Origin of the sequence: Pseudomonas sp. FSL R10-1350, assembly GCF_009600525.1 — a bacterium.
Taxonomy (GTDB): Bacteria; Pseudomonadota; Gammaproteobacteria; order Pseudomonadales; family Pseudomonadaceae; genus Aquipseudomonas; species Aquipseudomonas helleri.
Genome location: NZ_WIVR01000001.1, coordinates 127,312 through 152,959, shown reverse-complemented (window position 1 = coordinate 152,959; position 25,648 = coordinate 127,312). Strand labels below are relative to the sequence as shown.

Sequence of the window (25,648 nt, the reverse complement as noted above, 5' to 3'; positions counted from 1 at the left end):
TTTCCAGGGGCGGGTCGACACGGCTATGACACGTACAGCCTTCCCGCCCCGGGTAAGGTGTTCGTGTCATAGGTCTTGTCAAACCCTGGTCCGTCTGTGCGGACGCCTGGGTCGCATGCGCCATGGTCTGTTGACCAAGTATGTTGACGCATGCCGGACGAGCGTGTTGCTCGTGGGAGACTACTCCCCTAGGACGGAGCGGATTCTGCCTAGGCAAATCCGATACGGCAAGCCCTGATTTTCAAAAGCTGTCAGCGACGCTTGGCGCTGTAGATCCGAAAACCCTGCCCTTCAGCCTTGACGGTGCAGTGCCCGAATTGCTCTTCGATCAGCGGTTGATAGCGCAGGAAGCTATTGGCTACAAGTCGGAGTTCGCCACCTGTTTTCAGATGTTTAACCGCTTTTTTCAGCAAGTTTTCGGTAGCGTGATAATCGGTGTGTACGCCGACATGGAACGGCGGGTTGCTCAAAATGGCATTCAAACCCATCGGCGCAGCGTCGATTCCGTCACCGGTAATAACTTCGGCTTCCAGACCATTGGCAGCCAATGTCAGGCGGCTACTGGCGGTGGCGAAGGCGTCTACATCGAGCAGGGTGACGCTGTTATGCGGATAACGGCGCTTGACCGCCGCACCGAGAACGCCCGCGCCGCAGCCAAAGTCCAGCAGATGGCCGCTGGGTAGTTTGTCCAAGTGTTCAAGCAACAAGGCGCTGCCGCGATCCAGGCGGCCGTGGCTGAAAACCCCCGGCAGGCTGACCACTTTCAACGGGCCTTCGGACAGTTCCAGTTCATAGTGCTGTGCCAATAGCTCAAGCACGGGCGCTGCCGGGGCGTTGTCGACGGTGACTTGCCAGAGCTGGCAATGCCGCGCGCTGTCGAGCTTGCGCGGCTTGCCGAAAGGGATGAGTTGCTTGGACGCGCCCTCGATGCCGCCTTTCTTTTCGCCGACCAAAAACACATCGGCGCCGGGCAGGCGGGCGGCCACGGCCTTGAGCACGTAATCGCTCAGTTCCTTGGACTTGGGCAGGAACACCACAGCAGTGTCGAAGGCCCGCTCCGGGACTTCGACACCAAAGTGCACGCGCCCGGCAAAGCGCGCATCGAGTGCCGCCTGATCGCCCGCGTGCCAGCACCAGCCGTGGGCGTTGGGCAGCGCGTTGAGCAATTCGTCAGCCGGTAAACCGACTAACAGTACCGAACCCTGAAAGTAATCAGGCTGACGAAGCAGTACTTCACTGCGCGGATCCATACTGTGCTCCTCAAAAAAGGAGCGCAGTTTATCAACTGACGACGCGTAGCGCTGTACCGCTGAAGAAGGCTTCGGCGTTTTGCGTGAGTTGGTTGACGATTCTCTGCCGCGCCTCACGGCTGCCCCAGGCACTGTGCGGGGTAATGATCAGGCGTGGAATGTCATCGGCCAGCAGCGGGTTGCCGTCGCGTGGCGGTTCGACGCTCAATACGTCGGTGGCCGCGCCGCCCAAGTGGCCGCTGCGCAGGGCATCAGCCAGCGCCTGTTCATCAATCATGCCGCCACGCGCGGTGTTCACCACAAACGCGCCGGGCTTGAGCAGCGCCAGTTCGCGGGCACCGATAAAGTGGCGCGTGTGTTCGTTGAGCGGGCAGTGAAAGGTCAGGGCGTCGACCTGTGGCAGCAATTCGTCCACCGTCAGGCGGTCGGCGCGGGCCGGGCGGCCGGGAATCTGCCCGATCAGCACGTTCATGCCGAAAGCTTCGGCCAGTTTGGCCACTGCACTGCCCAGCTCGCCATGGCCAAACAGGCCAAGGGTTTTGCCTTCCAGCTCAACAATTGGAAAGTCCAGCAGGCAGAACTGCTTGGCCTGCTGCCATTTGCCGTCGGCCACGGCCTTGTTGTAATCGACCAGCCGTGTGGCCAGCGCCAGCAGCAGGCCGAGGGTGTGTTGCGCCACCGATGGCGTGCCGTAGCCCTGGCAGTTGGCAACGGTGATGCCGTGCTCGCGCGCAGCTTCAAGATCTACGTTATTGGTGCCGGTGGCAGCGACCAAAATCAGCTTGAGGTCCGGGCAGGCGGCGAGGGTGGTGGCGTTGAGCAGGATTTTATTGCTGATGACGACGCTGGCGCCCTGCAAGCGCTCGATGATGTTGTCTGGCGTGGTGTCTGTGTACAACTGCAGCTCGCTGAACGCATTGCGCAGGGGGCTAAGGTCAAGATCGCCGAGGTCAAGAGACGGGTGATCAAGGAAGACTGCGCGGTGAGTATTCGTCATCAACTGTACCTTTTGTGCTGTCGAGTGAAGGCGTAAGGTGTCGAGCCTAACAGAAGAAACAATTTGTAATGGAGCCGTGCATGTATTGGACAGAATTTTTGACTGTCGCCTTGATTCACTTGTTGGCTGTGGCCAGCCCGGGGCCGGATTTTGCTGTGGTCGTGCGTGAAAGCGTGACCCACGGTCGACGTGCGGGGATGTTTACCGCGCTGGGCGTGGGTTCGGCGATTTTCCTGCATGTGGGGTATTCGTTGCTGGGTATCGGGATCATTGTGTCGCAGTCGATTGTGCTGTTTAACGCGCTCAAGTGGTTGGCCGCAGCGTACTTGCTGTACATCGGCTTCAAGGCCCTGCGCGCCAAGCCTGCGGACCCTGCCGCTGTTGCTGCGGCATTGCCGGTGGGCGAGCGCACCGCGCGCGGCGCCTTTACTTCGGGCTTTGTGACTAACGGGCTGAACCCCAAGGCGACGTTGTTTTTTCTGTCGCTGTTCACCGTTGTGATCAACCCGCACACACCGCTGGCGATCCAGGCCGGTTACGGCTTGTACCTGGCGGTGGCGACGGGCGTGTGGTTCTGCATGGTGGCGATGTTGTTCAGCCATCAGCGCGTGCGTACCGGTTTTGCCCGTATGGGCCACTGGTTTGACCGCACCATGGGCGCGGTACTGGTCGCATTGGGTGTGAAACTGGCCTTCACCGAGATGCATTGACCGCACCACCGTCTGTAGGAGCGAGCTTGCCTCGCGATCTTTTCAGCTATCAAAAGATCGCGAGGCAATCGAGCGTCGACCGGCTGCTCCTACAGAGGCTTGGTTGGTAGATGATCTTGTCAAATTCTGGTTTTCCTTCATCCTTGCGGGCTTATTGCAGCGTGCGCACGGAGAAGTATCAATGCCCTCAGTCAGCCGGTTCTGGTGCCGAGCCAAACTGCCCTTGGCAGTCAGCCTCGCCTCGGTGCTCGCCGGGCCCGCTTGGGGCGTGAGCTTTAACATTGGCGAAGTCGAAGGCCAGTTGGACTCCGAACTGTCCATCGGCGCCAGTTGGTCCACCGCCAAGGCCGACAGCAAATTCATCGGCGCCAACAATGGCGGTAAAGGTCACTCTGAAATCTCTGACGATGGCCGTCTCAATTTCAAACGCGGCGAAACCTTTTCGAAAATTTTCACCGGCATTCACGGCCTGGAACTGAAGGTCGGCGACAGCGGCCTCTATGTGCGCGGCAAGTATTGGTACGACTTTGAGCTGCAAGACGACAGTCGCCCCTTCAAACCCATCAGTGACAGCGGTCGCCGGGCGTCGGCGCAGTCGGCCGGCACGCAACTGCTGGACGCCTACGTCTATCACAACTACGCGATAGGCGATCAGCCGGGGTCGGTGCGTGTAGGCAAACAAGTGGTCAGTTGGGGCGAAGGTGAGTTTATCGGCGGTGGGATCAATGCGATTAACCCCACGGACGTTTCCGCTTATCGACGCCCCGGCAGCGCTTTCAAAGATGGCCTGGTCCCGGTCAACCTGTTCTACGTTTCGCAAAACCTGACCGACAACCTGTCTGCCCAAGCCTTTTACCAGCTCGACTGGGAACAGTCCGAAGCCGATAACTGCGGGACGTTCTTCTCGCAATCTGACGTGATGGCCGATGGCTGCAGCGGCAATTACCGGGTGATGAGCAAGCGCTCTGCACTGAATGTCGCCGACCTTGCCGCGCTGACCTCGGCGGGAGTCGAGGTGAACGAGGAGGGCGTGCTGGTGCGTCGCGGGGCTGATCGTGATGCGCGCAACAGCGGGCAATTTGGCCTGGCCCTGCACTACGTGTTTGAGCCTCTGGACACCGATTTTGGTGCGTTCTTTATGAACTACCACAGCCGTGACCCGATCCTCAGTGGTCGTGCGGCGTCGCAATCGGTGTACAACACTGCCTCTGGTACGGGCGGCCTGGCGCCAATGATAGTGGCCGGCAACGCCAGCTACTACGTTGAATACCCCGAAGACATTCGCCTGTATGGATTGAGCTTCAACACCACGTTATCCACAGGCACGGTCTGGAAAGGCGAGCTGAGCTACCGCCCCAACGCGCCAGTACAACTCAACAGCAACGACCTGCTGTACGCCAACGTGACCCTGTTGCCCGGCCTTGCCGATGCGTCCCCCCTGAGCGTAACGCCGGGTGCTGATAACCAGGGATATCGGCGCAAAGAGATCAGCCAGTTCCAGACCTCTTTGCGGCACATCTTCGACAACGCCATGGGTGCTGATCGGCTGACGCTGACCGGCGAGGTCGGAGTGATCCACGTCGGCGGGCTGGAAGGCAGTGCACAGGCGCGCTACGGGCGTGACCCGGTGTTTGGTTCTGACGGCCACGACGGCTTTACCACGGCCAATGCCTGGGGCTATCGTGCCCGTGCGGTGTGGGACTACAACAAAGTCTTGCCCGGCCTCGACCTGAAACCCAACCTGGGCTGGTCCCATGACGTCAGCGGCTACTCACCGGGCCCGGACAACACCTTCAACGAAGGCCGCAAGGCCATCAGCCTGGGCATCGATGCCGAATACGAAAACACCTACTTGAGCAGCCTGTCGTATACCAACTTCTTTGGCGGGCGTTACAACACCCTCAGCGACCGCGACTTTGTGGCGTTGAGCGTGGGGCTAAAGTTTTGAGCGCGCCTGCGGTTTAGCAAGTTCTTGATCAATTCGAATATGGCCTCTAGTATTGGCCCCAACACGGCCCCCGCCTCTTTGCGCTTAATTGAGCTTACGCGGGGGTTTTTTATTTTTCGGCCTGGATCTATTTGATCCACCACCCTTCCCACCCGGCCGGGGGCCCCATGTCCGCAATGGACAGCTTGCGATTTGAATGTTGCAGCGGAAACTGCTGTAAATGTTGCTGCACACGCAGGTGCCATTCAGTACGCGGACAAACCACTTTGATCATGTGTCTGGCAATGCTGAGCAGCAAGAAAGGCCTGGCGATAAGGTCAGCTTTACCTATGAAGTCATCGCACCAGTCAATGTCTCCTTTGTGGGTTGGGAGGCCGGGTTGATCCGTCATGTTGCGGTTCCACAAACGGCTATGGTGGGCGGACAGATTGCGCAGGTAGCTGAGAGAGCGAACCCAGCTTTTGAAGACCTTCCAATCGTTGACCCCATATTTACTGGCAATCTGCTGCTGATCCGCGACTTTCATCATGGCCAGTAACTGTGAAATGGCGCCAAAGTCCCATATCTCTACGGCGACCCACAGAGGTAAATGTGGGCCGTGTTTTTCGCGGTAATGTTTGACGAAATCTTCCTTGGAGCGATCCAGCAACCCTTTGTATTTATCCTGCCAGATGTCGAAAGTGGTTTTGCCACTGCGTTTGTCTACCTTGCCGGCAAATGTGGGGTGTAATGCTGTCGCATCCAGGTGTGCGAAGGTATTGCGTTGACCTAACAGGTAAGCGATATCGACGCGAAGACCAATCTCAATGCGCTCCAGAGCGTCCATTACCAGAAGGCGCAGTTTTTTATCGAAGAGGTACAGCTCCACGGCATCTACAAACTGAGTCTTGGTTTCAAATTGATCGGTACGCACCGTGCTGAGTTGTTTAGTGACGGGGTCTTGCGCCACCTGAAACTGCCTGAAGGAATACCAGTAAGCGGTCAGGCGGTAATATCCGATACGCTCCAGGTAGTTGAGTGCGGCGACATCATCGGTCACAACCATGCCGCGATCTTTCAACTGCTGAAGTTGATCTGAGAAGGACTTCCAGGGTCTGTTGTAAGCCATTACGCGATTGCCTTTTTACAAGGGTTTAAGCCGTTGGATTGGGGGCTTAGCAAAGAGCTGCTGGCTGATCTGGTTCGGCTACGATATGAAATGGTTTGTTAACAGTGGCCGTGTGCTTCAAGCATTTTGAGCATCCGCACGAGAAATGCCCGATTTTGCAATTCTTATCACCTCTATTTTTAGATCAAGCTTTTACAGGAACACTGATGAATCCAGCAAAACCCACCCTCATCCGCGAAACCTTCCCCGTCGGTCCGTTGCAGTGCAACTGCACGATCATCGGTGATCCGGTCACTAAAAAAGCCATTGTGGTGGATCCGGGCGGTGACCATGAGTTGATTCTGGCGCGGCTGGAGAAGCTGGGTTTGCAGGTGGTGAGCATCATCCATACGCATGCGCATCTGGATCACTTTTTGGCATCGGGTCAGCTCAAGGAGAAAACCGGGGCGACGCTGCATTTGCACAAGGAAGACCAGTTTTTGTGGGACAACCTGGAGATGCAATGCGGTTTGTTTGGCGTGCCGTATACGCCGGTGCCGCCCCCCGATCGCTGGTTGGCCGATGACGAAGAGCTGGCCTGTGGCTGCGGTGTTGCGCTGCACACGCCGGGGCATACGCCTGGGTCCATGAGTTTTTGGTTTTCTGAGTCTAAGCTGTTGATCGCGGGCGATACGCTGTTTCGTCGCGGCGTCGGGCGCACAGACTTATGGGGCGGTGATCAGGCCACTATCGTGCGTTCGATCAAGCAGCGGCTGTATACGCTGGATGAGGATGCCACTGTGGTCGCCGGGCATGGTCCGGATACTCGCCTTGGCGACGAAATGCGGGAGAACCCGTTTGTTCGCGCTTAAACAGTGCTTAAACAAGATGTAATGGAATTTTTACCGTTGGTCGTGTTCCAACGCACCACAGAGGTCTACTGCCAGCGGCCTTTGACCCAGAAAGATTAAGTAGGAGCTTCACCATGTTTATTTCGCGTCGTTTGATTGTGGCTGCAAGTGCGATTGCCTTGTTGGCCGGCTGCGCCTCCCCTAACCCTTACGACAATCAGGGCCAGGCCTCGTCGGGCATGAGCAATACCGCCAAGTACGGTGGTCTGGGTGCCTTGGCCGGTGCTGTTGCCGGTGCTGCCATTGACCACAACAACCGTGGCAAGGGCGCATTGATTGGCGCTGCGGTCGCGGGCCTGGGGGCTGCGGGCTACGGCTATTACGCTGACAAGCAAGAAGCCGCACTGCGCGCCAGCATGGCCAACACCGGCGTTGAAGTGCAGCGCCAAGGCGACAACATTACCCTGGTGATGCCGGGCAACATCACGTTTGCCACCAGCTCTGCGAACATTGCGCCAAGCTTCTATCAGCCGCTTAACAGCCTCGCCAATTCGCTGAAGCAGTTGAACAACCAGCAGCAGATCCAGATCGTGGGCTACACCGACAGCACCGGTAACAACGCTTTCAACCAGCAGTTGTCGCAACAGCGTGCGCAAAGCGTTGCAACGTATTTGACGTCGCAGGGCGTGAGCGGTCAGTACCTGTCGGTGATCGGTAAAGGCCCGGCAGATCCGATTGCCAGCAACGCCACCCCGGACGGTCGTGCTCAGAACCGCCGTGTTCAAATTACGCTGATGCCGATCCCGGGCATGAACTACCAGCAGCAGGGTCAGGTTCAACAGTACCCGTAACGTGGAAGGTGGAGTCACAACCCTTGGGAGTGACTCCAGTGCCCACTAAAAAAGCCCCGCGATCATTGCTGATCGCGGGGCTTTTTGTTGAGCGTCTGGCCGGGTAATTACTTCTTCAGGCCGTAGTGCTCATCGAGCATGCCGGGGGCGTTCGGGCTTTTTGGCGCGTAGTCCTTTGGCGGCTCGGAACTGTGCGGCGGGGTCAGGCGCTCGCGGTGCGGTTGTGGGGCTTCAGAGTGCAGGGCAGCCAGCAGACGTTGGCGTGTTTGCTCGTCCAGGGCCAAGCTGTTGGCGCCCTCGGCGAGGTGATCTTGTACTTCCTGGTAGCTCTGGGTGAGTTTCTTCACCAGATTGGCAGTGGTGTTGAAGTGGGTAACGACCTCACCCTGATAGTTATCAAAACGTTCCTGGATATCGTCCAGCTGACGCTGCGTGCGATTAGGCGCGGCGTTCGGCAGCAGACGAGCGACCAGAAAACCAATGACGACACCGGCAACCAGAGCCAGGGTCGGCAACAACCAAATTAAGAGCGAGCTTTCCACGAGTCCTTCCTCTATAAACGGCTTTGCTTTACGTTAACGGCTCGGACCTGCGCTGTATACCGCGATGCACTCGCAAATATGCCAGACAGAATCTATCAGCTAGACGTGTCGACCCACTTTGAGGTCACGGAGTTCCTTCTTGCTTACCCGCGAAACCCCCGTAGTGATTGATGGCCCGGTTGGCCAATTGGAAGCTTTATACCTCGATTCTGCTGAGCCGCGCGGCCTCGCGCTGCTGTGCCATCCCAACCCGGTGCAGGGTGGGACGATGATGAATAAAGTGGTCTCGACCCTGCAGCGCACTGCGCGCGATGCGGGTCTTGTTACGTTGCGATTTAATTACCGTGGCACCGGGGCCAGTGGCGGGAGCCACGACATGGGCACTGGCGAAGTCGACGATGCGTTGGCGGCTGCCCGTTGGTTGCGTGCTCAATACCCGGATCTGCCGCTGACCCTGCTGGGGTTTTCATTCGGTGGTTTTGTCGCCGCCAGCCTGGGTGGACGACTGGAGGCGCAGGGCGAAAAGCTCGCACGCCTGTTTATGGTCGCGCCTGCGGTGATGCGTTTGCGTGATGAAGATGCGCTGCCACAGACGTGCCCGATCACGGTTATCCAGCCTGAAACCGACGAAGTGATTGATCCACAACTGGTTTATGACTGGTCAAAAGACCTCTCACGCCCCCATGAGCTGCTGAAAGTGGCAGAATGCGGACACTTTTTTCACGGCAAGCTGCCCGAACTCAAAGAGTTGGTAGCGCCACGCCTTTTGAATTGATACAGCCTGATAAGCGATTACCCATGACCACTCGTACTCGTATCCTCACCGGTATCACCACCACCGGCACGCCGCACCTGGGCAATTATGCCGGTGCCATCCGCCCGGCAATTCTTGCCAGTCGTGACAGCAACGCCGACTCGTTTTACTTTTTGGCCGACTATCACGCCCTGATCAAATGTGATGACCCGCAGCGCATTCAGCGTTCGCGTCAGGAAATCGCAGCCACCTGGCTGGCGGGCGGTCTGGATGTTGAGCGTGTGACGTTCTATCGCCAGTCTGATATCCCGGAAATCCCGCAACTGGCGTGGTTTCTGACCTGCGTGGCGGCCAAGGGTCTGCTCAACCGGGCGCATGCGTACAAAGCGTCGGTAGACAAGAACCTGGAAAACGGTGAAGACCCGGATGCGGGCATTACCATGGGCCTGTACAGCTACCCGGTTCTGATGGCCGCAGACATCTTGATGTTTAACGCGCACAAGGTACCGGTGGGTCGTGACCAGATCCAGCACGTTGAGATGGCCCGCGATATCGGTCAGCGCTTCAACCACTTGTTCGGCAATGGCAAAGAGTTCTTCGCCATGCCTGAAGCATTGATTGAAGAAAGCGTGGCGACCTTGCCAGGCCTTGACGGTCGCAAGATGTCGAAAAGCTACGACAACACCATTCCGCTGTTCACCAGCGCCAAAGACATGAAAAGCGCGATCTCGCGGATCGTGACCGACTCGCGTGCGCCGGGCGAAGCCAAAGATCCGGACAACTCGCACTTGTTCACCTTGTATCAGGCTTTTTCGACGCCTGAGCAGTCGGCTGAGTTCCGTAGCGAGCTGTTGCAGGGCTTGGGCTGGGGTGAGGCGAAAGACCGTCTGTTCAAGCTGCTGGACGCTGAATTGGGCGAAGCGCGCGAGCGTTATCACGACCTGATGTCGCGCCCTGCAGACATGGAAGACATTCTTAAGGCTGGTGCGCAAAAAGCCCGTGCCATCGCAACGCCGTTTTTGGATGAGCTGCGCGAGGCCGTGGGCCTGCGTTCGTTTGAGAACGCTGCACAAACCACGGCGGCAAGCAAAAAGAAGGCCGCCAAAGGCCCGCGCTTTGTCAGCTTCCGCGATGAAGACGGCAGCTTCCGTTTCCGTCTGTTGAGCGCTGATGGCGAGCAATTGCTGCTGTCGCGCAGCTTCGCCGATGGTAAAACGGCGGGGCAGGTGACCAAACAATTGCAATCGGGTGAAGCGCTGGATGTACGCGCTGACGGTTTGAGTTTCAGCGTTTGGCTGGACGGTGCGAGTGTTGCCGACAGCCCGGCATTTGCCGATGACGCAGCACGTGATGCGGCAATCGAAGCGTTGCGCCTGGCCTTGGTGCCTGCGCAAGACTGACAAACTGCGACGTTTCGTCCCAGGTTTGATTGCCATTCCCCCGGGCCGTCGCTAAAGTGTCGGCCCGTTTTTGTTGCCCAGCTAGCGAATTATGACGCCTCTAGAACGATATCAAGCTGATCTGAAACGCCCGGACTTCTTCCACGATGCCGCGCAGGAAAACGCTGTGCGTCACCTGCAGCGTCTCTATGACGACTTGGTCGCGTCTTCGCAGAGCAAGCCTGGCCTGCTGGGCAAGCTGTTTGGCAAAAAAGAAATCACGCCGGTCAAAGGCCTGTATTTTTGGGGCGGTGTGGGCCGGGGCAAGACTTACCTGGTCGATACGTTCTTTGATGCCTTGCCGTTCAAGCAGAAGGTGCGTACGCACTTTCACCGCTTCATGAAGCGTGTGCACGAAGAAATGCGCACCCTCAATGGCGAGAAAAACCCGCTGACCATCATTGCCAAGCGCTTTGCCGATGAAGCGCGGGTGATCTGTTTTGACGAATTCTTTGTGTCGGACATTACCGACGCCATGATTCTCGGCACCCTGATGGAAGAGCTGTTCAAGAACGGCGTGACCCTGGTGGCGACCTCCAACATCGTCCCGGACGGTCTGTACAAGGACGGCCTGCAGCGTGCCCGCTTCTTGCCGGCCATTGCGCTGATCAAGCAGAACACCGATATCGTCAACGTCGACAGCGGTGTCGATTACCGCTTGCGCCATCTTGAGCAAGCCGAGCTGTATCACTTCCCGCTCAATGACGCCTCAGAAGCGTGCCTGCGCGAGAGCTTCAAAGCGTTGACGCACAACTCAACTCGGGCGGTCGAGAACGATGACCTGGTCATCGAGAACCGCACCATTCGTGCGTTACGTACCTGTGATGATGTGGCCTGGTTTGATTTCCGCGAGCTGTGCGATGGCCCGCGTAGCCAGAACGACTACATTGAACTGGGCAAGATCTTCAACGCCGTGATCCTCAGCGGTGTTGAGCAAATGGACGTTAAAACCGACGACATCGCGCGTCGTTTTATCAACATGGTCGACGAGTTCTACGACCGTGGCGTCAAGCTGATCATCTCGGCTGAAGTCGAGCTAAAAGACCTCTACACCGGTGGTCGTTTGAGCTTCGAGTTCCAGCGTACGCTGAGCCGCTTGCTCGAAATGCAATCCCACGAATACCTGACACGCGCCCACAAGCCTTAGTTGAGCGCTGTTTCGCGATCTTTTGGTCTTTTAAAAAATCAAAAGATCGCGAGCAAGCTCGCTCCTACAGATTGTCTGCCCAAATTACGCCGCTTGCTGAAACTGCTGCCGGTATTGGTTGGGCGACAGTTCGGTGTGCTGGCGAAACAGCCTCGCAAAGAAGCTGGCGTCGTCGTAGCCCACGTCGTAGCTGATGGTCTTGATGCTTTTGCGGGTGGCAGACAGCAAGCCCTTGGCGGTTTCGATGCGCAAGCGCTGCAGGTAATGCAGGGGTTTGTCCCCCGTTGCGATCTGGAAGCGGCGCATGAAGTTGCGGATGCTCATGCCGTGTTCACGGGCCACGTCTTCGAAACGAAACTTGTCGGCAAAGTGCTCTTCGAGCCAGTGCTGGATCTGCAAAATAATCACGTCTTGATGCAGCTTTTGCCCGCCGAAGCCAATGCGCCCCGGTGAGTAGTTGCGTTGCACTTCATACAGAATGTCGCGGGCCACGGCCTGGGCGATATTCGCGCCGCAGAAACGCTCAATCAAGTAGATGTACAGGTCACAGGCCGAGGTAGGGCCGCCCGCGCAATACAGGTTGTCGGCGTCGGTGAGGTGCTTGTCCTGATTGAGGTGCACCTGTGGGAAGCGTTCGGCGAAGGTGTTGAAAAAACGCCAGTACGTCGTGGCTTCCTTACCGTCGAGCAAGCTGGCTTCTGCCAGCCAGAACACCCCGGTGGCTGCTGCGCACAACACGGCGCCGCGTGCATGTTGCTCGCGCAGCCATGGCATGACCTGCGGGTAGCGCTGGCACAGGGTGTCAAAGTCGCCCCAGAAGGCGGGGAGAATGATGATGTCAGCGTCATCCAGGCCGCCATCGACGGGCAGCAACACATTGCTGAAACTGCCTACGGGCAGGCTGTCGGGGCTGACGAGACGGGTTTCAAAGCTGGCATTGAAGCCTTGGCCCAATTGTTTACCGTGGCGCAGGCTGGCCAGGTGAAAGAAATCCTTGGCTTGCATCAGGGTAGAAGCGAACACCTGATCCGTGGCCAAAACGCTGACGCGCCGCAAGGGCGTGGAGAGTTGAGTAGACATGGTTTGATTATTCTTATAGGTGAAATTGGTCAACTTACGGCTGGATCGTCTTATGTTTTTTCCTGTGTGTCTAGGGGAGGGGGAGTTAAACCGCTGTGTAGGGGCGAGCTTGCCTCGCGATCTTTTAAAGATCAAAAGATCGCGAGACAAGCTCGCTCCTACAGGGGGATAGGGTCAAGGCGCCGGGTTTGGTTGCTCTTTGTGGATGGCTTCAATGCCCGCGAGCACTTCATCCGAGAGCTTCAGGTCGGCACTGGCGATGTTGCTTTTCAGTTGCTCCAGAGTGGTGGCGCCAATGATGTTGCTGGTCACGAACGGTTGTTGGGTGACATACGCCAAGGCCATTTGTGCCGGATCCAGCCCGTGTTCGCGAGCCAGTGCGACGTAGCGCTCGCTGGCGGCAACCGATTGCGGGTTGGAATAGCGCGAGAAGCGGCTGTAAAGGCTCAGGCGGCCTTTTGCCGGGCGGGCGCCGCCGTTGTACTTGCCGGTCAGCATGCCAAACGCCAGCGGCGAGTAGGCGAGCAGCCCGCACTGTTCGCGGATGGCGATTTCCGCGAGGCCCACTTCAAAGCTGCGGTTGAGCAGGTTGTAGGGATTCTGGATCGACACCGCGCGTGGCCAGCCACGGCTCTCGGCCAATTGCAGAAACTTCATGGTCGCCCATGGGGTTTCGTTGGACAGGCCGATATGACGGATTTTGCCGGCTTTGACTTGTTCGTCGAGGGCTTCGAGGGTGTCTTCTAGCGGGGTGAAGTCTTCGTCGGCCTTGTGCGTGTAGCCCAGTTGGCCGAAGAAGTTGGTGCTGCGCTCTGGCCAGTGCAACTGGTACAGGTCGATCCAGTCGGTTTGCAGGCGCTTGAGGCTGGCGTCCAGCGCTTGCACGATGTGGGCGCGGTTGTGTTTCAGGTTGCCATCACGGATGTAGTCGATGGTGTTGCCCGGCCCGGCAATTTTGCTGGCCAGTACCCAGTCGGCACGGTCGCCACGGGCCTTGAACCAGTTGCCGATGTAGCGCTCGGTGGTGGCGTAGGTCTCGGCTTTGGGCGGGACCGGGTACATCTCGGCGGTGTCGAGGAAGTTGATGCCGGCGTTTTTCGCGTACTCGATTTGCTCAAAGGCTTCATCTTGGGTGTTTTGCTCACCCCAGGTCATGGTGCCGAGGGCAATGGCACTCACGTTGAGGTTGCTGCGGCCTAGCTGGCGGTAGTCCATCGGTCACTCCTTCGGGGAAAGAATCATAAAAGCAGGTTGTAATTTTTTGCGCAATCTGGATAATCGTCGACCTCTTTCTGCAGTGGAAGTGATGCGCCGCCTGCCGAAGAATCTTGCCGTTGAACGGACGCGCTGACCCGAGCCCCCGATAGCGTCTGTACCCGGCTGCCTTTGACTTGTCAAAGTACGCACTATTCAGTAAGATCCGCCGTCTAATTTACAGGGCGGCCCCTGAGGCTATAAAGAATGAAAACTTTTACTGCTAAACCAGAAACAGTAAAGCGCGACTGGTTTGTCGTCGACGCTGCTGGTCAGACCCTGGGTCGTCTGGCCACCGAGATCGCGAGCCGTCTGCGTGGTAAGCACAAGCCTGAATTCACTCCGCACGTTGACACCGGTGACTACATCGTTGTTATCAATGCCGAGCAGATTCGTGTTACTGGTGCTAAGACCTCTGACAAGATGTACTACTCTCACTCCGGTTTCCCGGGCGGGATTAAGTCGATCAACTTCGAAAAGCTGATCGCCAAAGCTCCTGAGCGCGTGATCGAGACCGCGGTTAAAGGCATGCTGCCTAAAAACCCACTGGGTCGCGACATGTACCGTAAGCTGAAAGTCTATGCGGGCGCTGCTCACCCTCATACTGCTCAGCAGCCCCAAGAACTGAAGTTTTAACGGAATAGTTCATTATGTCGGCGACTCAAAACTACGGCACTGGCCGTCGTAAGACTGCAACCGCACGCGTTTTCCTGCGTCCGGGTACTGGCAACATCTCCATCAACAACCGCTCCCTGGAAAACTTCTTCGGCCGCGAAACTGCCCGCATGGTAGTTCGTCAGCCGCTGGAACTGACCGAGACTGTTGAGAAATTCGACATCTACGTTACCGTTCTCGGTGGCGGTGTAAGTGGTCAAGCTGGCGCAATCCGCCACGGTATCACTCGCGCTCTGATGGACTACGACGAGACTCTGCGTAGCGCTCTGCGTAAAGCAGGCTACGTAACTCGCGATGCTCGTGAAGTTGAACGTAAGAAAGTCGGTCTGCGTAAAGCGCGTAAGCGTCCGCAGTACTCGAAGCGTTAATTCGCAGCTTCGTTCAAAAAAGCCCAGCCTCCTCACGGAGCTGGGCTTTTTTTATGGGCGCCAAAAAGTTGCTGTGACAACGTGCCACATCCGCCAACTGCCTGCGCTGCAAGGGCTGCAGCCTGTCCCTCCCGGTAATTACCTTGTTTTAGTGGGGTCTTTTCATTACCATTCGGCAAAATTTTTATAAAGATTAGTTTGCTACTTACTAGATGCCTGATTTAACAGGCCGCAAAGCTGATGGGAGAGGACGGAATGAGCAAAGTCGACGTTAATGTCGGTCGGCGTCGCTTCCTCGTGGCAGCCACATCCGTGGTGGGTGCTGCAGGAGCGGTGGGGGCGGCGGTCCCGTTCGTGGGGTCGTGGTTCCCCAGTGCCAAGGCCAAGGCCGCTGGTGCGCCGGTAAAGGTCAATATCGCCAAGGTCGAGCCGGGCCAGCAAATGGTTGCAGAATGGCGTGGTCAGCCAGTGTTCATCGTCCGCCGAACAGAAGAAATTCTGGCCAATCTGAAGAAAATTGATGATCGGCTTGCGGATCCAGACTCCAAGCAGTCAGATCAGCCGACCTACGTAAACCCCGAATTACGCTCGATCAAGCCCGAAATCCTGCTGCTGATCGGTATCTGCACCCACTTGGGTTGCTCGCCTACTTTCCGTCCTGAAGTGGCCCCTGCCGACCTTGGCAAGGATTGGGTGGGAGGGTATTTCTGCCCGTGTCACGGTTCGCACTATGACCTGGCGGGTCGCGTCTACAAGGCTCAGCCTGCCCCGCTAAACCTGCCTGTGCCGCCTTATTACTATGAGTCGGACAACGTTATTGTCGTTGGCCTTGATGGGGAGACCGCGTAATGAGCAAGTTCATGGATTGGATTGATGCTCGCTTCCCGGCCACCAAAATGTGGGAAGACCACCTCAGCAAGTACTACGCACCGAAGAACTTCAATTTCCTCTACTTCTTTGGCTCCCTCGCCTTGCTGGTGCTGGTCAACCAGATCGTCACGGGCGTGTGGCTGACCATGAGTTACACGCCGACGGCAGAGGACGCGTTTGCCTCGGTCGAATACATCATGCGTGACGTCGAATACGGCTCGATTCTGCGCCTGCTGCACTCCACCGGTGCGTCGGCGTTCTTTATCGTGGTGTATCTGCACATGTTCCGAGGCTTGCTCTACGGCTCTTATCAGAAGCCGCGCGAGCTGGTCTGGTTGTTCGGCATGATGATTTATCTGGCCCTGATGGCAGAAGCGTTCATGGGCTATTTACTGCCATGGGGGCAAATGTCCTACTGGGGCGCCCAGGTGATCATCTCGCTGTTTGGCGCGATCCCGGTGATCGGTAATGACCTGACGCAATGGATCCGCGGCGACTACCTGATCTCCGGCATTACCCTGAACCGCTTCTTCGCGCTGCACGTTGTCGCGCTGCCCATCGTGATTTTGGGGTTGGTGGTGCTGCACATTCTGGCGCTGCACGAAGTGGGCTCGAACAACCCTGACGGCATTGATATCAAGAAGTACAAGGACGAGAACGGCATCCCGCTGGACGGCATTCCATTCCATCCGTACTACACCGTGAAAGACATTGTCGGCGTTGTGGTGTTCTTGTTTATCTTCTGTTCGATTGTGTTCTTCTTCCCTGAAATGGGCGGCTACTTCCTCGAAAAGCCGAACTTTGAGCAAGCTAACGCCTTCAAGACACCGGAGCATATTGCCCCTGTCTGGTACTTCACGCCGTTCTACGCGATCTTGCGGGCTATCCCGGACAAGCTCATGGGCGTGATCGCCATGGGCGCTGCGATTGCGGTGCTTTTTGTGTTGCCCTGGCTGGACCGCAGCCCTGTTAAATCCATGCGCTACAAAGGCTGGATGAGCAAGATCTGGCTGTGGGTGTTCTGCATCTCGTTCGTGATTCTGGGTGTGTTGGGTGTGTTGTCGCCGACCCCGGAGCGCACGTTGTTGTCGCAGGTGTGTACGTTCCTGTACTTCGCCTACTTCATTTTGATGCCGTTCTACACCCGGCTTGAGAAGACCAAACCGGTTCCGGAAAGGGTGACTGGCTGATGAAAAAGTTATTTGCCGTATTAATGCTCGCGATGATGCCGGTGCTGTCCTTTGCGTCCGAACAGGGCGTGCAGCTGGACAAGGTCGACATCGATGTTTCTGACAAGGCCGCGTTGCAAGATGGCGCGCGTACCTTTGCCAACTATTGCATGGGCTGTCACAGCGCCAAGTTTCAGCGTTACGAGCGGGTGGCTGACGATCTGGGGATCCCCCACGATGTCATGCTCAAGAATCTGGTGTTCACCGGCGCCAAAATTGGTGACCACATGAACATCGGCATGCAGCCTGAAGACGCCAAGGCGTGGTTTGGCGCGGCGCCGCCCGACTTGACCCTGGTGGCCCGCGTGCGCGGTACAGACTGGCTCTACAGCTACCTGCGTTCGTTCTATGAAGACCCGTCGCGCCCTTGGGGTGTGAACAATACGGTCTTCCCGAATGTGGGCATGCCGAACGTGCTTGCGCCGCTGCAAGGGCGTCAAGTTATCGGTTGCAAGCAAGTACAGATCGTCGAAGACGGCAAGAAGCAGTATGATCCGCTCACCGGCACGCCTTTGACACATGAAGCGTGCGACCAGCTGACAGTGTTGCCCAAGACCGGCACGCTGACTGAAGAGCAGTTCGACGAGAAGATCAAGAACCTTGTGACCTTCCTGGCCTATTCGGCTAACCCGGTGAAGCTGGAGCATCAGCGCATCGGTACGTACGTACTGCTCTATCTGGCCTTCTTCTTCGTCTTCGCTTATTTGCTCAAGCGCGAATACTGGAAGGATGTGCACTGATACCGTTACATGCATTGCTGTTAATCGTGCGCGCCCAAGGGTGTCTCTAAAAAGGTAACAGTGCAGGACACGGCGAAAGCGGGGCCACCATGGCCCGCTTTCGCGGTTCTGCTGTTATGGGAGGCACTTCTTGGGCGCGTTCGTTTTTCCGCTCCTGATAATTTCAACAAGCGAGGAGGACCGCCATGGGCGTGACCAATCGGTTGGCCTGTTACTCCGACCCCGCCGACCACTATTCCCACCGAGTACGCATTGTGCTCGCCGAGAAAGGTGTCAGCGCCGAGATCATCAGTGTGGTGGCGGGTCGTCATCCGCCAAAACTGATCGAAGTGAACCCGTATGGCAGCCTGCCAACCCTGGTCGACCGCGACCTGGCGTTGTGGGAATCGACTGTCGTAATGGAATACCTGGATGAGCGTTACCCGCATCCGCCGTTGTTGCCGGTATACCCGGTAGCTCGGGCCAACAGCCGTCTGCTGATGCACCGGATCCAGCGTGACTGGTGCAACCTGGTCGACTTGATCCTCGACTCACGCACCAAAGAGCCGGCGCGTGTGCAGGCGCGTAAAGAATTGCGCGAGAGCCTGACGGGCGTGTCGGCATTATTTGCAGACAAACCTTTTTTCCTCAGTGACGAGCAAAGTCTGGTCGACTGCTGTCTATTACCGATACTCTGGCGCCTGCCTGTTTTGGGTATTGAGTTGCCGCGGCCTGCCAAGCCGCTGCTTGACTATATGGAGCGCCAGTTTGCGCGTGAGGCTTTCCAGGCAAGCTTGTCTGGTGTCGAACGCGACATGCGCTAAGGCTTTAGGAGCCCTTGATGAATTCAAGTCGACCTTATCTGGTGCGTGCGCTCTATGAGTGGATTGTGGACAACGATTGCACTCCGCACTTGCTGGTTAAATCGGACTACCCGAAGGTGCAAGTGCCGCAGGGTTTTGCCAGTGACGGACAGATTGTCCTGAACGTATCCCCGAGCGCCGTGCGTAACCTGCACATGGACAACGAAGCGGTCAGCTTTGACGGGCGTTTTGGAGGTGTGCCACACACGTTATACGTGCCGGCAGCTGCCATTCTGGGCATTTACGCCCGGGAAAACGGCCAGGGCATGATGTTTGATCTTGAAGAGGCGTTTGACGAGGATGACGAGATTGAGCCGGACGACGACTGCTCGCCGCCAGACCCCGAGCCGCCGCGCCCTAGCGGACGGCCAAGCCTCAAAGTGGTGAAGTAACAAAAAAGGCGACCTGCAGAGGTCGCCTTTTTTATGGGTCGCTGTCCCATCCTGTAGGAGCGAGCTCGCCTCGCGATCTTTCAGGATCAAAAGTGTAGTGGTCAACTAATTCCGGACACCTCGATAGGTTGTTTCCACTCCATCGCCCGTTCGTAAACGGTCGGTGGCAGATATCCCAGTTTTGAGTGCAGTCGCTCGTTGTTGTAAAACCCAACGATGTATTCAGTGATGTCGCGTATCGCTTCAGCATGGTTGGCATAATCGCGCCGCCAGACTCGCTCCATCTTCAAGCTCAGGAAGAAGCGCTCCATCACTGAGTTATCCCAGCAATTACCTTTACGGCTCATGCTTTGCTGCATGTCGTTTCGAGCCAGCAGCGCTCTGTAGCTCGCGCTGGCGTATTGACTGCCGCGATCCGAGTGGGCGATCAGGCCCGGTGGTGGTTGGCGCTGCGCGATAGCCAGTTGCATTGCGCTGCACACCAATTCTGCTGGCATGTTGGGGGCCATCGACCATCCCACTACCTTGCGCGAGAACAAGTCCAGCACCACCGCCAGATAGAGCCAGCCGCTGCGAGTTCTAATGTAAGTGATATCCGCCACCCAGGCCTTGTTCACAGCCTCAGGCTCAAACTGGCGGTTCAACACATTCTCGGCAATCGGCAGATCATGTTTGCTATCGGTGGTGTGCACAAATTTACGTTTCCAGGCCGAGCGCAAGCCATTTGAATGCATCAATCCGCGGATTTTATAAAGCCCCACTTCGATGCCCTGGGCCTGCAAAACCTTACGCAAACGTGGCCTTGAGCTGCACAACGACAGGACAACTCTTCTGAGCAGGCGCTTCAGCACGCTTCTGTGCTTCGTAGAAACCGGATCGACTGACGCTCAATAAACGACAAAGATACGCCACCGAATAAGCCTTCTGTTGCAGTTGCCGAACCAGTCGATACGTCACTTCAGCTCGCGGGCAAAGAAGGCCGTAGCCTTTTTTAAGACGTCATTATCCATCTTGAGCTGCCGGTTTTCTTGCTCCAACTGCCGGATGCGCTGTTGCTCAGCCGTCAACGGCTTACCAATCCCAGCCTGCCCCAATTGCTCGGCATCATGTTGCTGCACCCAGCGTCGTACAGCTGTTTCACCGATATTCTGATCTCGACAAACCTGTGGAACGGTCAGCCCTTGATCCTTGATCATCTTCACGATTTCCAGCTTGTAGCTGTCATCGAATGTTTTGCGTTTTTTAGTCATGGAGAGTTCCTCGATAGATGTATTTTCCACCTATCGAGGTGTCCGGGGAAATTAGACCACCACAAAGATCGCGAGGCAAGCTCGCTCCTACACACCCCATCAGTCGATGTACTCAAAGAGTTTGACGATCTTCTGCACGCCGGACACGCCTTGCACCAGGTTGGTAGCGCGAGCGGCTTCTTGCTGGGTGACCAGGCCGAGCATGTAAACAATGCCGTTCTCGGTCACGACTTTGATGCGCGAGCCCGGAATGGCGTTGTCAGTCAGCATTTGGGTTTTGATTTTGGTGGTCAACCAGGCATCGTTGTTGCGCGCCAGGATCGAGGAGGGCGCCATGACTTGCAGTTCGTTGTTGACCTTTTTGACCCGCTGCACGGCCGCAGCGGCTTGTTCAGCCTGGGCCTTGAGGTCGGCGCGTGGGGTCTGGCCAGCCAGCAGCACGATACCGTTGTAGCTGGTGACCACGATGTGCGAGCCGTTATCCAGATCCGGGTTGGCCTTGGCGACGTTGACGGCCACTTTGGTTTCAATCAGCGAATCGTCGATTTTGCTGCCGAACGTACGGGTGCCACGGTCGTCTTCAATCGGCGTGTCACGGGTAGCGGTCAGTACTGAGCTGCAACCTGCGGTCAGGCCGAGGCACAGCGTCAATGCCACGAGGCTAAGGCGCTTAAAAGTCATTCTTCACTCCCAAACAGTTGGCTGTCGATCAGATCGCACAGGCAGTGGATCGCCAGCAGGTGGACTTCTTGAATACGTGCAGTGACAGTGGATGGAACGCGTATTTCCACGTCCTCAGGCAGCAGCAGCGAGGCCATGCCGCCGCCGTCACGGCCGGTCAGGGCGACTACGATCATTTCGCGATCATGCGCCGCTTGAATAGCCTGAATAATGTTGGCCGAGTTGCCGCTCGTGGAGATCGCCAGCAGTACGTCGCCGGGTTGGCCGAGGGCGCGGATCTGCTTGGAAAAAACCTCATTGAAGGTGTAGTCGTTGGCGATCGAGGTGATCGTCGAGCTGTCAGTGGTCAATGCAATGGCAGGCAAGCTTGGGCGCTCGCGCTCAAAGCGGTTGAGCAGCTCGGACGAGAAGTGCTGGGCGTCACCGGCTGAACCGCCGTTGCCGCACGAGAGCATTTTGCCTTCGTTGAGCAGGGCGTTGACCATCACTTGGCTGGCAAGCTCGATGTGCGGAGCAAGTACCGCCATCGCCTGCTGCTTGGTGTCGATACTGGCCTGAAAAAGCTGGCGAATCCGGGATTGCATGTCCATCTATGTGACCTTAATTAGGGCGGCTGGTCGGGCGTGATTCAGGTGTTCCTGAGTGACTTCCCGGCACAAAAATGTGCAGCCCGCAAAGCAAAGCAAAATCGTTTTAAAAAGGGTGCTGAAATCGGCCCGGCAGCGTTTTAGCTGTCAAAGGCGTTCCGTAGCCAGTTCAAGTGAGGTGTTGCGCTATCCATGGCTACCACGTCGAATCGGCACGGGTGGTTGGCCCAGCGTGATTCGCGTTGCAAGAAGTACTGGGCGGCCATAATCAGCTTCTGACGCTTGCGAGCATCAACGCTGGCGAGTGCGCCACCCCATTGCGCATGTTGTCGGTAACGAACTTCGACGAATACTACTGTATCGCCGTCAAGCATGACCAGATCCAGCTCGCCGCGCTTGCATAGCCAATTTTGCGCCAGCAAGCGTAAACCGTGTCGCTCAAGATGCCGTAGCGCAGTGCGCTCGGCATCTTTGCCTGTTTGCTGGCTTGAGCGATCGGGCATCAGTTAGGTGTGTCAGGCAGGCGATGAATCTGCCCGTTGGCGAACTCGGCCCATGGCAACTGACGCTGAATGTGTTGGCTGGAGTCCATGCTGAGGCTGCCGGACAAGCCGTCAACACGGTTTTCAGGCAGTGCCTTGAGCTGGCCCAGGCGCGACGACAGTTCGAAAGCGTCTACGCCCATGGCATACAGACGGCCCAGGCTACCACCGGCTTGTGGCCATTGCGCTGCTACTTGCTGGCGCAGTGGGTTGGCGGTGTCGAGCAGCCAAGGGGTTTCGCAAAAGCGGATGCCGTTCATGTCGTTGTACTGGTTCTGGTCGCCGCTGGCACTGAAGACGTGCGAGGTGGCGTAAACCGGGATATCACCGGCGTACTGGTAGTTCAGGGTCGGTTTGATCTGTTGGGCTTGCTGCGGTGTTGCGGCCAGGAAGATGAACTCCATGTCCTGACGGCGAGATGGCTGGCCAGAGCCGCCAGCGTTACGCAGTTGCACCAGGTCGGCAACCTGTTGTGCCAGGGCAACCGGCTTGTCGATGTGTTCGACACCCACAATGGTGCCGCCGTTAGCTTCCCATTCCTGACGGAAGGCTTTGAGTACGCGGTCGCCCCATTCGCCTTGCGGCACCATGGCGCCTGCGCGGGTCAGGCCGTCGGCATGGGCACGGCGAGCCACTTCACGGGCTTCGTCTTCAGCCGCCAGACCAAACTGGAACAGTTGCGCCGGGCCTTGGCCGCCTTCGCTGTAGTTCAGGGCCAGGGTGGTAATCGGCAGTTGCTGGTGCATGTTCAGTTGCTTGACCAGGGATTTCTCCAGCGGGCCGACCACCAGTTGCACGCCATCGGCCTGGGCCTTGCGATAGAAGTCATCCAGCGAGGTCAGGCGCGAGCTGTCATAGAACTGAACGCTCGGCGGGTTTTGACCGGCTTGCTGTGCCTGATAGTAGGCCGCCATGAAGCCGTCGCGCAGTGCCTTGCTGACAGAGGCCAGTTGGCCGTCTTGAGGCAGCAGCAGGGCGATCTTGGTCAGCGGTTGGCTGGCCAGTTCCTTGAGCTTGATCAGCGTGGCTGGCAGTTGAATGGCTGCCGGGTGCGCCGGGTTTTGTGCGCGCCATTGATCGATGGCGTTTTGCTGGTCTTGCAGGCTGCTGGCGCTCTTGATCGCTAGCGCCAAAGACATCCAGCCGCCCAGTACGCCAGGCTCGGGCGTGCGCAACTGGTCAGCCGGCAAGGCGGCAACCAGTGCCCAGATGGCCTCGTTGTTGCTGTTGGCGGCCTCGCCGGTCAGGCTTTGGCTCATGGCAACACGCTCGCGCGCGGCGGCCAGGGTTTGACCGTCAGCCTCCAGTGCCTGGGCGCGAACCTTGTGGGTGCGCATTTGCAGGTCGGCCGGCATCTCGTTGAGGCGCGAGACGCTTGGGTGGTTCAGGGCGACCAGCGCGTCTTTGGGCTGATTGCGGCTCATCGCCAGTTCAGCGGCCAGGGTGCTGGCAAACACTTGTTGTGCTGGCTTGAGCTGATCCAGCGGCACTTGCGCCAGAATTTGCGCGGCGCGCTGGTTGTTGTGTTGGCGTATGGCAAGGTCGGTCGCAGACAGGCGCAGCAGGGCTGCTTTTTCCGGGTCCTTGCTCGCAGAGGCCTCTTGCAGCAGCTGTTCAAGGCTGGCATCGGGCGTTCGTGGGAGTTCGCCAAGGCTGGACGAGGGCGAGCTGGCGCAGGCCGCCAGCAAGGCAGCGAGGCAGAGGGCAGTGAACAGCCGCAGGCAAGCGATCATGTAGTGTTCCTGATACTCGAACAAAAGAGTGGCGAAGTGTACCCAAGCGCTGGCCGGGACGCGATCTTACTGGTGATAAAGCTTCACTTTAGATGAGTTCTGGCCACTGCGATGGGCAGTGTTTTGCCGGTTGAGACTTTTGGCCGCTCCTTTAAGGGTGCGTCCAGCCAGGCTCTACGCGTTACAATGGCGCCTTTAACTCTCATGAGGTGCGCGTTTTGACTGCTCCAGGTGCTTTGAATTCCGTTGTTGGCTCACTTTATGTGGTGGCCACGCCCATCGGTAACCTGGACGACATCAGTGCGCGAGCGCTCAAAGTGTTGCGCGAGGTATCGCTGATCGCGGCCGAGGATACGCGCCACTCGCTGCGCCTGATGCAGCATTTTGGTATCGCGACGCCGCTGGGTGCCTGTCACGAGCATAACGAGCGGGATGAAGGTAATCGCTTCATCCAGCGCTTGCTCGCCGGTGAGGACGTGGCGTTGATCTCCGACGCGGGGACCCCGCTGATCTCTGATCCGGGCTACCACCTGGTGCGCCAGGCACGTGCGGCCGGGGTCAAAGTGGTGCCGGTGCCGGGTGCGTGCGCCTTGATTGCCGCTTTGTCGGCCGCGGGCTTGCCCTCTGACCGCTTTATCTTCGAAGGCTTCTTGCCGGCCAAGGCTGTGGGCCGTCGCTCGCGTCTGGAGGCAGTAAAGGAAGAACCACGTACGCTGATTTTCTATGAGGCGCCGCACCGTATTCTGGAGTGCCTGCAAGACATGGAGTCGGTGTTTGGTGCTGATCGCCCGGCATTGTTGGCGCGGGAGCTGACCAAGACCTTTGAAACTCTCAAGGGTTTGCCTTTGTCCGAGCTGCGCGCTTTTGTTGAGGCGGACAGCAATCAACAGCGTGGCGAATGCGTGGTGCTGGTTGCTGGTTGGACAGCTCCCGAGACAGATCAAGTTGTCAGCAGTGAAGCCATGCGCATTCTTGATTTGTTGCTTAAAGAGATGCCGCTCAAGCGTGCGGCTGCATTGGCCGCTGAAATAACCGGTGAGCGCAAAAACGTGTTGTACCAAGTTGCGCTTGATAAGCAGAAAGCAGAGTAACGAATAGTGGCATTTAGCCTTGATCTAACAGTCGGACTTTAAATGTAGCCGCAGAAGTTTGGTTGTCGGGCGCTAATGCACGCTTTAAAGCTTGTTCTATACGCTGCGTACAGTTAACCTTCGCGCCGGAGAGTCGATTGGACAGTCGCTGCCCTCTATGAAAATTAGGGGGGGGAGGAAAGTCCGGGCTCCATAGGGCGAAGTGCCAGGTAATGCCTGGGAGGCGTGAGCCTACGGAAAGTGCCACAGAAAATAACCGCCTAAGCGCTTCGGCGCCGGTAAGGGTGAAAAGGTGCGGTAAGAGCGCACCGCACGTCTGGCAACAGTTCGTGGCTAGGTAAACCCCACTTGGAGCAAGACCAAATAGGGTCCCAAGGCGTGGCCCGCGCTGGGACCGGGTAGGTTGCTAAAGATGTCCAGTGATGGCCATCGTAGACGAATGACTGTTCAAGACAGAACCCGGCTTACAGATCGACTCTCCACCTTTTTCTCCCTGCTTGTTTCGCAAGCAGATAGGCATGTAGAAATGCTCGCTTCACCCCCTCGCTTTAGTTGCATGAAGAACCGCTCATCTTAATGTCAAAAAAACCTCACTCTTAAGAAACCACTTTAAGTTTGAAGTCCTGCGCATTGAATTAGCTGCGGATCGCTCCTCGAAAAAACCTTTCGCTTATTGCTGTACGTCTATTTACCCACCTAAATCTCCGTAATGTAAGGATTTTCCTTCGGGCCGCGCCT

27 protein-coding genes, 1 other RNA gene and 1 riboswitch are annotated in these 25,648 nt (G+C 57.3%); of the genes, 16 read left to right on the top strand and 12 right to left on the bottom strand.

Annotated elements, in window-relative coordinates; genetic code table 11:
* Positions 1 to 81 precede the first annotated feature (81 nt).
* Positions 82 to 201: riboswitch (yybP-ykoY riboswitch) on the bottom strand.
* A 50-nt stretch (positions 202 to 251) separates the two neighbouring features.
* Both GHO25_RS00690 and GHO25_RS00685 read right to left on the bottom strand, forming a co-directional pair.
* Entirely contained in the window at positions 252 to 1,250 is a 999-nt protein-coding gene (locus GHO25_RS00690) for a class I SAM-dependent methyltransferase (protein WP_153389583.1), read from the bottom strand.
* A gap of 31 nt (positions 1,251 to 1,281) precedes the next feature.
* On the bottom strand, positions 1,282 to 2,247 hold the full coding sequence (locus GHO25_RS00685; RefSeq protein WP_048367229.1) for a 2-hydroxyacid dehydrogenase: 966 nt from the start codon (positions 2,245 to 2,247) through the stop codon (positions 1,282 to 1,284).
* An 80-nt stretch (positions 2,248 to 2,327) separates the two neighbouring features.
* Here GHO25_RS00685 and GHO25_RS00680 point away from each other — a divergent pair, with 80 nt between their 5' ends.
* Both GHO25_RS00680 and GHO25_RS00675 read left to right on the top strand, forming a co-directional pair.
* A complete protein-coding gene (locus GHO25_RS00680; RefSeq protein WP_153389582.1) occupies positions 2,328 to 2,957 on the top strand; it encodes a LysE family translocator in 630 nt (209 codons plus the stop codon).
* Between the two features lie 181 nt (positions 2,958 to 3,138).
* Positions 3,139 to 4,905: a DUF1302 domain-containing protein gene (locus GHO25_RS00675; protein ID WP_153389581.1), complete on the top strand. Its 1,767-nt coding sequence runs from the start codon at positions 3,139 to 3,141 to the stop codon at positions 4,903 to 4,905.
* Between the two features lie 127 nt (positions 4,906 to 5,032).
* On the opposite strand, the gene GHO25_RS00670 is transcribed toward GHO25_RS00675, so the two are convergent.
* Entirely contained in the window at positions 5,033 to 6,013 is a 981-nt protein-coding gene (locus GHO25_RS00670; RefSeq protein WP_153389580.1) for an Abi family protein, read from the bottom strand.
* A 206-nt stretch (positions 6,014 to 6,219) separates the two neighbouring features.
* On the opposite strand from GHO25_RS00670, the gene GHO25_RS00665 reads away from it, so the two are divergent.
* Both GHO25_RS00665 and GHO25_RS00660 read left to right on the top strand, forming a co-directional pair.
* Positions 6,220 to 6,864, top strand: coding sequence for an MBL fold metallo-hydrolase (locus GHO25_RS00665; RefSeq protein ID WP_153389579.1), 645 nt, complete (start codon positions 6,220 to 6,222; stop codon positions 6,862 to 6,864).
* Between the two features lie 113 nt (positions 6,865 to 6,977).
* Complete coding sequence (locus tag GHO25_RS00660; protein ID WP_048367221.1) at positions 6,978 to 7,694, top strand: OmpA family protein; 717 nt, start codon at positions 6,978 to 6,980, stop codon at positions 7,692 to 7,694.
* Positions 7,695 to 7,801: 107 nt separating this feature from the next.
* On the opposite strand, the gene GHO25_RS00655 is transcribed toward GHO25_RS00660, so the two are convergent.
* A complete protein-coding gene (locus tag GHO25_RS00655) occupies positions 7,802 to 8,236 on the bottom strand; it encodes a YhcB family protein (RefSeq protein ID WP_048367220.1) in 435 nt (144 codons plus the stop codon).
* A 139-nt stretch (positions 8,237 to 8,375) separates the two neighbouring features.
* Here GHO25_RS00655 and GHO25_RS00650 point away from each other — a divergent pair, with 139 nt between their 5' ends.
* The 3 genes from GHO25_RS00650 (at position 8,376) to zapE (ending at position 11,576) form a co-directional block, all read left to right on the top strand.
* Positions 8,376 to 9,011: an alpha/beta hydrolase gene (locus GHO25_RS00650; protein WP_153389578.1), complete on the top strand. Its 636-nt coding sequence runs from the start codon at positions 8,376 to 8,378 to the stop codon at positions 9,009 to 9,011.
* A gap of 23 nt (positions 9,012 to 9,034) precedes the next feature.
* A complete protein-coding gene (locus GHO25_RS00645) occupies positions 9,035 to 10,390 on the top strand; it encodes a tryptophan--tRNA ligase (protein ID WP_153389577.1) in 1,356 nt (451 codons plus the stop codon).
* A gap of 91 nt (positions 10,391 to 10,481) precedes the next feature.
* Positions 10,482 to 11,576 (top strand): cell division protein ZapE, encoded by a 1,095-nt coding sequence (gene zapE / locus GHO25_RS00640; protein ID WP_048389911.1) that lies wholly within the window; start codon positions 10,482 to 10,484, stop codon positions 11,574 to 11,576.
* An 84-nt stretch (positions 11,577 to 11,660) separates the two neighbouring features.
* Here the strand turns inward: zapE and GHO25_RS00635 are convergent, their stop codons facing one another.
* Positions 11,661 to 12,557 (bottom strand): GlxA family transcriptional regulator, encoded by an 897-nt coding sequence (locus GHO25_RS00635; protein WP_178109934.1) that lies wholly within the window; start codon positions 12,555 to 12,557, stop codon positions 11,661 to 11,663.
* Positions 12,558 to 12,830: 273 nt separating this feature from the next.
* Positions 12,831 to 13,871 (bottom strand): NADP(H)-dependent aldo-keto reductase, encoded by a 1,041-nt coding sequence (locus tag GHO25_RS00630; RefSeq protein WP_153335597.1) that lies wholly within the window; start codon positions 13,869 to 13,871, stop codon positions 12,831 to 12,833.
* Positions 13,872 to 14,117: 246 nt separating this feature from the next.
* Here GHO25_RS00630 and rplM point away from each other — a divergent pair, with 246 nt between their 5' ends.
* The 7 genes from rplM (at position 14,118) to GHO25_RS00595 (ending at position 19,026) form a co-directional block, all read left to right on the top strand.
* Positions 14,118 to 14,546 carry a 50S ribosomal protein L13 gene (gene rplM, locus GHO25_RS00625; protein ID WP_019408582.1) on the top strand — a complete coding sequence of 143 codons (429 nt, stop codon included), beginning with the start codon at positions 14,118 to 14,120 and terminating at the stop codon, positions 14,544 to 14,546.
* Positions 14,547 to 14,560: 14 nt separating this feature from the next.
* A complete protein-coding gene (gene rpsI / locus GHO25_RS00620; RefSeq protein ID WP_048367211.1) occupies positions 14,561 to 14,953 on the top strand; it encodes a 30S ribosomal protein S9 in 393 nt (130 codons plus the stop codon).
* Between the two features lie 255 nt (positions 14,954 to 15,208).
* Positions 15,209 to 15,802 (top strand): ubiquinol-cytochrome c reductase iron-sulfur subunit, encoded by a 594-nt coding sequence (petA, locus tag GHO25_RS00615; RefSeq protein ID WP_048389909.1) that lies wholly within the window; start codon positions 15,209 to 15,211, stop codon positions 15,800 to 15,802.
* Positions 15,802 to 17,013, top strand: a complete 1,212-nt coding sequence (locus tag GHO25_RS00610) for a cytochrome bc complex cytochrome b subunit (protein ID WP_048367207.1) — start codon at positions 15,802 to 15,804, stop codon at positions 17,011 to 17,013. The genes petA and GHO25_RS00610 overlap by 1 nt, the downstream gene beginning before the upstream one ends.
* Entirely contained in the window at positions 17,013 to 17,792 is a 780-nt protein-coding gene (locus tag GHO25_RS00605; RefSeq protein WP_048367205.1) for a cytochrome c1, read from the top strand. The genes GHO25_RS00610 and GHO25_RS00605 overlap by 1 nt, the downstream gene beginning before the upstream one ends.
* Before the next feature lie 185 nt (positions 17,793 to 17,977).
* Positions 17,978 to 18,595, top strand: a complete 618-nt coding sequence (locus GHO25_RS00600; RefSeq protein WP_048389907.1) for a glutathione S-transferase N-terminal domain-containing protein — start codon at positions 17,978 to 17,980, stop codon at positions 18,593 to 18,595.
* Between the two features lie 17 nt (positions 18,596 to 18,612).
* Positions 18,613 to 19,026, top strand: a complete 414-nt coding sequence (locus GHO25_RS00595; RefSeq protein ID WP_048367203.1) for a ClpXP protease specificity-enhancing factor — start codon at positions 18,613 to 18,615, stop codon at positions 19,024 to 19,026.
* Positions 19,027 to 19,127: 101 nt separating this feature from the next.
* Here the strand turns inward: GHO25_RS00595 and GHO25_RS00590 are convergent, their stop codons facing one another.
* The 6 genes from GHO25_RS00590 to GHO25_RS00570 all read right to left on the bottom strand — a co-directional run bounded on the left by GHO25_RS00590 (position 19,128) and on the right by GHO25_RS00570 (position 23,819).
* Positions 19,128 to 19,877: an IS3 family transposase gene (locus GHO25_RS00590; protein ID WP_372240909.1), complete on the bottom strand. Its 750-nt coding sequence runs from the start codon at positions 19,875 to 19,877 to the stop codon at positions 19,128 to 19,130.
* Between the two features lie 102 nt (positions 19,878 to 19,979).
* On the bottom strand, positions 19,980 to 20,276 hold the full coding sequence (locus GHO25_RS26795; protein WP_048369378.1) for an IS3 family transposase: 297 nt from the start codon (positions 20,274 to 20,276) through the stop codon (positions 19,980 to 19,982).
* A gap of 99 nt (positions 20,277 to 20,375) precedes the next feature.
* On the bottom strand, positions 20,376 to 20,957 hold the full coding sequence (locus tag GHO25_RS00585; RefSeq protein ID WP_048367202.1) for a BON domain-containing protein: 582 nt from the start codon (positions 20,955 to 20,957) through the stop codon (positions 20,376 to 20,378).
* A complete protein-coding gene (locus tag GHO25_RS00580; RefSeq protein ID WP_048367201.1) occupies positions 20,954 to 21,547 on the bottom strand; it encodes a phosphoheptose isomerase in 594 nt (197 codons plus the stop codon). The genes GHO25_RS00585 and GHO25_RS00580 overlap by 4 nt, the downstream gene beginning before the upstream one ends.
* Positions 21,548 to 21,684: 137 nt before the next feature.
* Complete coding sequence (locus GHO25_RS00575; protein ID WP_153389576.1) at positions 21,685 to 22,047, bottom strand: YraN family protein; 363 nt, start codon at positions 22,045 to 22,047, stop codon at positions 21,685 to 21,687.
* Complete coding sequence (locus GHO25_RS00570; RefSeq protein WP_048367198.1) at positions 22,047 to 23,819, bottom strand: penicillin-binding protein activator; 1,773 nt, start codon at positions 23,817 to 23,819, stop codon at positions 22,047 to 22,049. Before GHO25_RS00570 ends, GHO25_RS00575 begins: the two co-directional genes overlap by 1 nt.
* Positions 23,820 to 24,055: 236 nt before the next feature.
* Here GHO25_RS00570 and rsmI point away from each other — a divergent pair, with 236 nt between their 5' ends.
* Positions 24,056 to 24,910 (top strand): 16S rRNA (cytidine(1402)-2'-O)-methyltransferase, encoded by an 855-nt coding sequence (gene rsmI, locus GHO25_RS00565; protein ID WP_048367196.1) that lies wholly within the window; start codon positions 24,056 to 24,058, stop codon positions 24,908 to 24,910.
* A gap of 129 nt (positions 24,911 to 25,039) precedes the next feature.
* An RNA gene (gene rnpB / locus GHO25_RS00560) (RNase P RNA component class A) lies at positions 25,040 to 25,393 on the top strand.
* Positions 25,394 to 25,648 lie beyond the last annotated feature (255 nt).

Excerpts from the sequence above, each read along its gene's own strand:
- GHO25_RS00690 (WP_153389583.1), bottom strand. The coding sequence starts at position 1,250 with ATGGATCCGCGCAGTGAAGTACTGCTTCGTCAGCCTGATTACTTTCAG.
- GHO25_RS00685 (WP_048367229.1), bottom strand. The coding sequence starts at position 2,247 with ATGACGAATACTCACCGCGCAGTCTTCCTTGATCACCCGTCTCTTGAC.
- GHO25_RS00680 (WP_153389582.1), top strand. The coding sequence starts at position 2,328 with ATGTATTGGACAGAATTTTTGACTGTCGCCTTGATTCACTTGTTGGCT.
- GHO25_RS00675 (WP_153389581.1), top strand. The coding sequence starts at position 3,139 with ATGCCCTCAGTCAGCCGGTTCTGGTGCCGAGCCAAACTGCCCTTGGCA.
- GHO25_RS00670 (WP_153389580.1), bottom strand. The coding sequence starts at position 6,013 with ATGGCTTACAACAGACCCTGGAAGTCCTTCTCAGATCAACTTCAGCAG.
- GHO25_RS00665 (WP_153389579.1), top strand. The coding sequence starts at position 6,220 with ATGAATCCAGCAAAACCCACCCTCATCCGCGAAACCTTCCCCGTCGGT.
- GHO25_RS00660 (WP_048367221.1), top strand. The coding sequence starts at position 6,978 with ATGTTTATTTCGCGTCGTTTGATTGTGGCTGCAAGTGCGATTGCCTTG.
- GHO25_RS00645 (WP_153389577.1), top strand. The coding sequence starts at position 9,035 with ATGACCACTCGTACTCGTATCCTCACCGGTATCACCACCACCGGCACG.
- zapE (WP_048389911.1), top strand. The coding sequence starts at position 10,482 with ATGACGCCTCTAGAACGATATCAAGCTGATCTGAAACGCCCGGACTTC.
- GHO25_RS00630 (WP_153335597.1), bottom strand. The coding sequence starts at position 13,871 with ATGGACTACCGCCAGCTAGGCCGCAGCAACCTCAACGTGAGTGCCATT.
- rplM (WP_019408582.1), top strand. The coding sequence starts at position 14,118 with ATGAAAACTTTTACTGCTAAACCAGAAACAGTAAAGCGCGACTGGTTT.
- rpsI (WP_048367211.1), top strand. The coding sequence starts at position 14,561 with ATGTCGGCGACTCAAAACTACGGCACTGGCCGTCGTAAGACTGCAACC.
- petA (WP_048389909.1), top strand. The coding sequence starts at position 15,209 with ATGAGCAAAGTCGACGTTAATGTCGGTCGGCGTCGCTTCCTCGTGGCA.
- GHO25_RS00610 (WP_048367207.1), top strand. The coding sequence starts at position 15,802 with ATGAGCAAGTTCATGGATTGGATTGATGCTCGCTTCCCGGCCACCAAA.
- GHO25_RS00605 (WP_048367205.1), top strand. The coding sequence starts at position 17,013 with ATGAAAAAGTTATTTGCCGTATTAATGCTCGCGATGATGCCGGTGCTG.
- GHO25_RS00600 (WP_048389907.1), top strand. The coding sequence starts at position 17,978 with ATGGGCGTGACCAATCGGTTGGCCTGTTACTCCGACCCCGCCGACCAC.
- GHO25_RS00595 (WP_048367203.1), top strand. The coding sequence starts at position 18,613 with ATGAATTCAAGTCGACCTTATCTGGTGCGTGCGCTCTATGAGTGGATT.
- GHO25_RS26795 (WP_048369378.1), bottom strand. The coding sequence starts at position 20,276 with ATGACTAAAAAACGCAAAACATTCGATGACAGCTACAAGCTGGAAATC.
- GHO25_RS00585 (WP_048367202.1), bottom strand. The coding sequence starts at position 20,957 with ATGACTTTTAAGCGCCTTAGCCTCGTGGCATTGACGCTGTGCCTCGGC.
- GHO25_RS00580 (WP_048367201.1), bottom strand. The coding sequence starts at position 21,547 with ATGGACATGCAATCCCGGATTCGCCAGCTTTTTCAGGCCAGTATCGAC.
- GHO25_RS00575 (WP_153389576.1), bottom strand. The coding sequence starts at position 22,047 with ATGCCCGATCGCTCAAGCCAGCAAACAGGCAAAGATGCCGAGCGCACT.
- GHO25_RS00570 (WP_048367198.1), bottom strand. The coding sequence starts at position 23,819 with ATGATCGCTTGCCTGCGGCTGTTCACTGCCCTCTGCCTCGCTGCCTTG.